The sequence below is a fragment of the Candidatus Marivariicella framensis genome, assembly GCF_982709265.1.
On record NZ_CEXPNT010000037.1, the window covers coordinates 1 to 7,657 of the forward strand.

Annotated in this window: 5 protein-coding genes; all 5 read right to left on the reverse strand. The window is 33.8% G+C overall.

Features of this window, described 5'->3' with window-relative positions; translation table 11 throughout:
* Window positions 1-45: 45 nt before the first annotated feature.
* The 5 genes from AC34EU_RS08490 to AC34EU_RS08510 all read right to left on the reverse strand — a co-directional run bounded on the left by AC34EU_RS08490 (window position 46) and on the right by AC34EU_RS08510 (window position 7,475).
* Complete coding sequence (locus tag AC34EU_RS08490; RefSeq protein WP_489696204.1) at window positions 46-1,230, reverse strand: acetyl-CoA C-acyltransferase; 1,185 nt, start codon at window positions 1,228-1,230, stop codon at window positions 46-48.
* A gap of 238 nt (window positions 1,231-1,468) precedes the next feature.
* Entirely contained in the window at window positions 1,469-2,734 is a 1,266-nt protein-coding gene (locus AC34EU_RS08495) for an MFS transporter (RefSeq protein WP_489696205.1), read from the reverse strand.
* A 206-nt stretch (window positions 2,735-2,940) separates the two neighbouring features.
* Complete coding sequence (locus AC34EU_RS08500) at window positions 2,941-4,374, reverse strand: M20 family peptidase (RefSeq protein WP_487534373.1); 1,434 nt, start codon at window positions 4,372-4,374, stop codon at window positions 2,941-2,943.
* Window positions 4,375-4,447: 73 nt separating this feature from the next.
* Window positions 4,448-5,821: an alpha-amylase C-terminal beta-sheet domain-containing protein gene (locus tag AC34EU_RS08505; protein WP_487534374.1), complete on the reverse strand. Its 1,374-nt coding sequence runs from the start codon at window positions 5,819-5,821 to the stop codon at window positions 4,448-4,450.
* 31 nt (window positions 5,822-5,852) lie between these two features.
* Window positions 5,853-7,475, reverse strand: coding sequence for a SulP family inorganic anion transporter (locus tag AC34EU_RS08510; RefSeq protein ID WP_487534375.1), 1,623 nt, complete (start codon window positions 7,473-7,475; stop codon window positions 5,853-5,855).
* Window positions 7,476-7,657 lie beyond the last annotated feature (182 nt).

Here is a 7,657-nt window from a genome sequence, read left to right on the forward strand (position 1 = left end):
AGAGATGAATTGACTATTTAAGAAAGTATTCTTGAAATGGAAAATTTATAGTCGTTCAATTACAATTGAACTTGCACCACCACCACCATTACATATTGCTGCACATCCAATTGTTGCATCTTTAGTTTGTAAAACATTAATTAGAGTAGTAACAATTCTTGCACCAGAAGCCCCCAGTGGGTGTCCCATTGAAACGGCTCCTCCATGAATATTAACCTTGTTAATATTGACATCCAATATTTTATTAAAAGCGAGAGGAACAACAGAAAATGCTTCATTTACCTCAAAGTAATCTACATCAGCAGTTGACATTTTTGCCAGACTCAGTGCTTTAGGAGCCGCTTTTGTTGGAGCAGTTGTAAACCATTCTGGAGCTTGAGAAGCATCCGCGAAAGATAAAATTTTCGCTATGGGATTCAAGTTGTGTTTTTCAATAGCCTCACCACTTGCTAAAACTAATGCTGACGCACCATCATTCATAGTTGAAGAATTTGCAGCGGTTACAGTTCCATTTTCTGAGAATGCCGCTCTTAATTGAGGTATTTTTTCAAATTTAACAGATTTGTATTCCTCATCTTCAATAATTAAAATAGGTTCTCCTTTTCTTTGCGGTACACTAACCCCCACAATTTCATTAGCAAAAATTCCACTTTCATTAGCCAATAAAGAGTTTTTATAAGAACGAATCGCATAATCATCTTGCTCTTGTCTTGAGATATCATACTTCTCAGCTGTTTTATCTGCAAAAACTCCCATTGAAATTTCATTGTAGGGATCTAATAATCCATCTTTATGTAATCCATCTATTAACTCTGAATTTCCGTACTTATATCCATAACGAGCTTTTGGAATATAATAAGGAACAGCAGACATGTTTTCCATACCCCCTGCAATTATTAGATCAGACTGACCCAGTAAAATACTTTGCGCAGCAAACATAATTGATTTTGCTCCAGAGGAACAAACTTTATTTATGGTAGTACAAGGAACGGTATCGGAAATTCCTGCACCAAGTGCTGCTTGTCTAGCTGGAGCTTGTCCAAGGTTTGCGGAACAAACATTCCCCATAAAAACTTCATTTATTTTATTGGGATTTACTTTAGCTTTATCCAGAGCCCCTTTTACAGCTGACGCACCAAGATCAGTAGCTGATACATCTGCAAAAACTCCACCAAAGCTTCCTAAAGGAGTTCGAACAGCAGAAACGATATAGACTTCTTTTTTTGTCATTGTATTTTAAGTTAACTCTATTAGATCTATATTTTTTACTGTTAGTAACAGTAAAGAAATCAGCTCTAGTTTTTATCATTGCAAAGGCCTATTGTTTTCCAAATATAATATATAAGTTAATAATTTATAAAATAATTTGGTTTACATTCGCGTTTCGTTGTTCACGCGGCGATAATAACTTAAAGGGTATTAAAAGTATGGTTGCTTTTACTGCCCTTTTTGCTTTTACAAACTCTCTCTATCTTGTCTTAACCAGTTTAGCAAACCTTATTGAAGCAAGAAGCCCTAGTATAGAAAATACAACTAACATAGAAAACACATATTGGTGACCAGTGATTCCAGGGTAAGTGTCAAGCAAGTATCCCATGATAGGACTTGCAAAAACATCTGGGGTATATCCAACCACTGAAATTATCCCTACCGCTGTTCCCATATGCGCTAAAGGAATTTTCCCCTCTTGAAATACTGCGAAATATAGTGCTCGAGCAGCATAGGTTCCTACAGCAATTATAATTAATGAAATGAAAAAAATAACATCCATGTTTGACTGAACAATTCCTGAGGCAAAAATGACTGCTCCGAGTAACATAATAACAAAACCAATAATAATCCATGAAGTTCCACTTGTCTTATCTGCTAAAAAACCAATTATAACACAAACTATGGGTCGAAGGTATAGTTGTAACGCTCCAACTTCAGCAGCTTGAATTTGATCATAAAGCATAACATCAGAAGCGTACAATGAATAGATGTCAGTTAATTTGTAACCAACATATGCAGACATAATTATGATCATTAAAAGCCATACGGATGGTATTTTAATTACAGATTTAATATTTGAAAATGAACTTGTTGATGTCATCTCTTTAATTTTTTCTTCTCCCTCAGACTTCATATAAACAAACACGAGAAGTCCAACTAAAGCAACCATAAAGGAGGTAAAGAAAATAACATAACGGAATGCTTCCTGACGCTCAATTAGAGTGGCAGATCTAATATCGGAGGTTAGAATCAAAGAAAATATAAACACACCAACACTTCCCATTGAAGCGGCAACAAGACCTCTCCCGGCGTCCAAAAACCCAAACGCTTGACCTTGACTCATGGTTCCTCCCCACAATCGTGTAGCCTTAATCATGGCTCCCCAAAACAGAAAAACAGTTGTAAAACCCCAATATCCAAATAAAATTTGTAAAGTTAAATAAGAAGGGTATGTTGCCATAACTAGCCCTCCTATAGCTGTTAAAAAAAGAGATAGGGCTATTAATTTTCTAGGTAAAAATTGATCCGCAAGTACTCCTCCGTATAAATATGAAAGTAAAGCTACTACTCCGTAAACTGAAAAAAGACTACCTAATTCAAAATTAGTCAAGTCAAATACTTCAAGGAAAGTAGGTCTAAAAACCCTGGCTAAAACATAGGGAAGCATATAGACAAGTTCTCCAGAAAGTATTAAAAGAGTTATACTTAAAAATGAACCTTTACTATACCTGGGGTCTTGCATTTATTTTATGCTTGGATTAACAAGATAGAATTTTTTAAGCTAGTAGAATTCAGTTAAAAAACTCTCAAATATTAGTATTACCAAAAAATATAAACAAATAGAAGCATCCCTCCAATAATAAAACTAAGACAACCAGTAAAGAAACATCCTTTAAAAACATCCTTTTCTCGAATCATTTCTTCAGCCATATTCTAATATTAAAAAGATTATTTCATATTCACGTTCTGAATAAACTGATAATAAAATTGAACAATTTCAATATAATTTTTTGAAGAAATATGTTCGTTAATACCATGAAATCCAGTTGAATTATTTTCATTTATTGAAAGGGGAACAAAACGATATGCATTTTCAGAAATATTTACATAATGCTTGGTGTCTGTTCCACCACTAATTAGCCCTGGGCTAACAATGATATTGGGATATAATTGTTTTATAGTTTTTTGAATAATCTTGTATGAATCTGAAGTGTAATCTGAGACTTTGGATGGCTCATTAATATTTCTAACAGCCTCTACAGTTATTCTATCATCTTTAATGGTTTCTATAATGTGATTTTTAACCTGATCAGTTGTCTCTCCAGTCATTACTCTAAAATTAACTGTTGCGGTGGCTCTAGTGGGAATAACATTATCTTTTACTCCACCTGAAATTATTGTAGGAGCAGTAGTAGTATGCGCATTTAAGCCTTTTAAAATAATGGATTTAAACAACCAACTGTTTGCGAAAACGAACTTTCCTAAGAATGATAATTCTGGACCAACTGAAGCAATTTGTTCTTCCAAAACAGGGATGCTTTTATATGGGAATTGAGAGTTTTCCAGCTTTACTATCGCTCTCGCTAAAGAGCCTATTGTGTTATTTTCTGGAGGGGTTGAGGAGTGACCACCTGGGGTTGTAATTGATAGTTCATAGGTAACATAACCTTTCTCTGCAACATTAATAACAGCCATGGTTTTATCTAATCCAGGGATTAGTCCATTTACAATAAAGCCCCCTTCATCTATCACAAACTCTAAATCTACCCCTTCTTCTTCTAAGTAAGCAGCAATAGATCCAGCACCGTTATCTCCTCCAATTTCCTCATCATGACCAAAGGCTAAATAAACTGTTCTTTCGGGTTTAAAGCCATCTTTAAGTAGCATTTCAACAGCCTCCATTATACCTAAAACACTCATTTTATCATCCATTGTTCCACGACCATAAACATTACCATTTTTGAGTTCTCCTGAAAAAGGACCTGCTTCCCAGTCATTAAGAGTCGCCTGATCAACAGGAACAACATCAATATGAGACATTAGTAATACCGGCTTTATATTTTCATTTTTACCTTGCCATTTGTAAAGAAGACTGTATTTAAATGTTTTCTTTTCAATTGAAGAATGAATTAGCGGAAATACTTTTTCAAAATAGTTATGAATACCAGTAAACTCAAGACTGTCTGGTTTGCCAGGAAATTGATATGAGATAGTTTTATATTTAATTGCTCCCTGTAACCTTGTAACAGCAGTTTCTGAAACTTGAATTGGCTTTATAGCCTCATGCTGAACTTGATTACTAGAGAATATGAATGTCTTCAAAGTCATAAACACTAACACTAAAAGCATACCTCCTCCTATATACAGCAGTATTTTTTTCATTTGATTATTGTTATTTAAGATTCGTCAAGATATTAAATTTCATTAATAAAAGCCATTCTAGTAAAGCAAAGAATCACTTAGACCATATGGTATAGCCACTTTCAGATTTTAAAACGCTCCATTGTTCATCTGCTTGATAATTCCCGTTTCCTATTTTTACTAATAAATTATCATCAATTTTGGCAACATAATAGCCATCAGAACCATTAACCGTTTCAATAACTTCAACACTACTGTTAGCATGAATACCCTTATTTTTTCTAATTTCAATTAACTCTTCAATATTCTTTTTAAGAGCTCCTGTACTATCTGAAAAAAGATAGTGATAAATCCAAATCATTGGAATTCCTGGATGAGTCAACAGGTAAGCATATCCGTTATTGATTTCACTAATATTTTTAGAATAGAGGTTGTCACATTCGGGTCTGTTAATACAGCCAGTATCATGATTATCTAAGAAAGTAATTGATTCACTTCCATAACCATCAAAGTTTGCTAAGGCATGATTTTCATTTAAAACCTGAAAGTTTTTATCAATTAAAGCTTCCTTTAATTTATATTTCAAAGCAAAGTCAAAAGCAGCTGACTTCTTAGTAGTTTGGTTAGAAGTTGTAGCTGTGGTCTCATCTATCCAGGATTTTAAGGCATTTACATTTCCATCCCAATATTCACCAACTGAATAATAATAGGGAGTAGACTGGTTATATTCTCCAATATACTTAGCTGGAAACCCCTTTGCAAAATCATATCTCCAAGAGTCAAACCCCAAGTCTTTTAGTCTTAAAAGATAATCTTTAAGCCCTTCTTGAACCTCAACACTTTTATGATTTAAGTCTCTAGCACCTCCCCATCCTTCACCTTCATCTGTAGCGCCACATGGTTCTGTTCCAAAAGCATCAGGATTTGTAAACCCTTCATCATTTATGCAAATAGATTCACACGACCATGCAGGTTCAGTAAAATCAGTCCATGTTGATGTGCCTACTCGGTGATTAAAAACTAAGTCTGCCATAGCATGCATTTTTCTAGATTTGATTAATTCTAGCAGTTCTTCTAGCTCTAATTTACTTCCATGAAGAGAGTTAAAGTCAAATAATTTTCGAGGATGATAGCCCATTCCCTCTCCTTCACTTGAAGGAGGAAGCCAAAGCAGATCAATATGCGCATTGGATAGTGTAATTAATTGGCTGCTTACAAACTCATAGTAAGAGGCATTATTTGAAATTTTTGAGTCCGAAAAACTATCCCACCAAAATGCTTGCATCATTACATCATTGTTTGGGTTATTGTCTTGATAAACACTTATTCCTTTATCTACAAAGACAGAATCTTCTAACTCAATATTTTCCTTGCCACCACAACCAGTAAGAAAAATGAAAATCAACACTAATATTTTTTTCATAATAGGAAGGAGATTAATAAAATTACTATTTAGTAATTTATTCATTTTTTTTAACTAGAGCAATTAATTATAATAATTACAAACTATACTCTCCTAGGCTTTTAGGGAAAGCTTCTGGGTCTCCAGCTAAATAATAGCGAGGATCATCAACAGCTTCAATAATAATATCTTTAAATAGAGGACTGGATTTATATAATAACAATTTACAATCTTTACTTAAATGTTTTAATAATATTGATTTACTCTCATTATTATATTTAACGACCAAATTAAATATAGATTCAATGGCAGAGTGATCACATATTCTTGATTCTACAAAATCAATTTCTATAGATTTAGGGTCATTCCTAACATCAAATTTATTATTAAATTCAGCAATGCTTCCAAAAAATAAAGGTCCCCATATTTCATAAACTTTAGTCCCATTACTTTTAATTCTTTTTCGAGCTCTAATTCGTTTAGCATTTTCCCAAGAAAACACTAAAGCACTTAATATTACTCCGGCAATTACAGCAATAGCTAGATCAAAAATAACTGTAAGTGTAGATACAAGAATAAGTACAAAAAGATCTGTTAGAGGTATTTTATTTATAATTCTAAAACTTGACCATGAAAAGGTGCCTATCACAACCATAAACATAACACCTACAAGTGCTGCAATTGGAACTTGCTCAATTAAACTTGATGCAAATAATATAAAACCTAAAAGAGCTAAAGCAGCAACTATTCCTGAAAGTCGACCACGACCACCTCCTTTGATATTAATTATTGATTGTCCAATCATGGCACATCCACCCATTCCACCAAAGAATCCAGTCACTATATTCGCAGTGCCTTGAGCGATACACTCCTTATTAGAATTTCCCCTACTGTCAGTAAGTTCGTCAATAAGGTTTAGTGTCATTAAAGATTCAATAAGTCCAATAGCTGCAAGAATTAATGCGTAAGGAAAAATAAACCTCAAGGTTTTAAAGTCAAATACAATTTTTTCAAAAATCGCCCATTGAAATTGAGGCAGCCCCCCTTTAAGACCTTCACCCCCTCCATCACTAATAAAACTTCCAACTGTTGCTATATTTAAATCACCAAAAATGACAATGGCTGAAACAACAAGAATAGCAATAAGTGCTTCAGGAAGTTTTTTTGAGATAATTGGCAACCCAAACATTATTAACATTGTAAGCCCAACAAGGCTAATCATAATCCATAAAGAAGCACCTTGCATCCAAACAACTTCACCTTGTTCAAGGGTTTTAAACATACCTAACTGGGAAATAAAAATAACTATTGCTAACCCATTTACAAAGCCCATCATTACTGGGTGAGGAATAAGGCGTACAAACTTACCTAACTTAAATAGGCCTGCTAGAATTTGAAAAATACCCATAAGAATAACTGTTACGAAAAGATAATACAAGCCTAAGTTTTCACCATAAACCCCTAAATTATTTCCTTCAGAAACTAAACTTACCATTACAACTGCTAGAGCTCCAGTTGCACCACTAATCATTCCGGGACGACCTCCCAGTAAAGAAGTAATTAACCCAACCATAAAAGCAGCATAAAGACCAACTAGAGGATCAACTCCTGCAACAAAGGAGAATGCAACCGCTTCAGGAACAAGGGCAAGGGCAACAGTTAGACCACTTAAAATATCATTTTTTGAATTAGAAGTCCGCTTTTTTATTAATTCTAACATTATTGTTCATTTAAAGATCGGCAAAATTAGACCTATATTTAAGTTGAACAACTTATATACCCTCTTTATTTTTATTAAAAAATAGTTCTAAACAAGTGCCAAGATTTTGACTAATTTTATATTAAACTTAATTACAAGAAAAAACCCCTCACTTTTGTGAAGGGTTTGATTTAGTTAATGTA

Bases quoted from the DNA above. Each gene is read 5' to 3' on its own strand.
- AC34EU_RS08490 (WP_489696204.1), bottom strand. From the start codon at position 1,230: ATGACAAAAAAAGAAGTCTATATCGTTTCTGCTGTTCGAACTCCTTTA.
- AC34EU_RS08495 (WP_489696205.1), bottom strand. From the start codon at position 2,734: ATGCAAGACCCCAGGTATAGTAAAGGTTCATTTTTAAGTATAACTCTT.
- AC34EU_RS08505 (WP_487534374.1), bottom strand. From the start codon at position 5,821: ATGAATAAATTACTAAATAGTAATTTTATTAATCTCCTTCCTATTATG.
- AC34EU_RS08500 (WP_487534373.1), bottom strand. From the start codon at position 4,374: ATGAAAAAAATACTGCTGTATATAGGAGGAGGTATGCTTTTAGTGTTA.
- AC34EU_RS08510 (WP_487534375.1), bottom strand. From the start codon at position 7,475: ATGTTAGAATTAATAAAAAAGCGGACTTCTAATTCAAAAAATGATATT.